1 pseudogene is annotated in these 241 nt (G+C 34.4%); it reads right to left on the bottom strand.

Annotated features, from left to right (window positions below):
* Window positions 1-197 (bottom strand): annotated as a pseudogene (locus SH09_RS13740) (replication initiation factor domain-containing protein); the annotation flags it as partial.
* Window positions 198-241: the final 44 nt, after the last annotated feature.

Raw genomic sequence — 241 nt, forward strand, 5'->3', positions numbered from 1 at the left:
ATAAATTCAGACAGTTTGTGAGCATTGTTCTTATTAAGATTCCCAACAATTGTCATAGCATCAAAGTGTAATTTTGGTTCGGGGGTGTACATAATATGTCGGTTTAACCGGCTATTAGAGGATCCGGTTTTAGAAAAATTTGAGTTTTCCTTTTCCAAACTTTGTTTTGCCTGAATTTCTTCTGCTTTTTTACTCATAAAAAATCGACTCCTTATTTTGTTTAAGAAGTCGCTCACCCGAA

It is taken from the genome of Staphylococcus gallinarum (assembly GCF_000875895.1).
Lineage (GTDB): Bacteria > Bacillota > Bacilli > Staphylococcales > Staphylococcaceae > Staphylococcus > Staphylococcus gallinarum.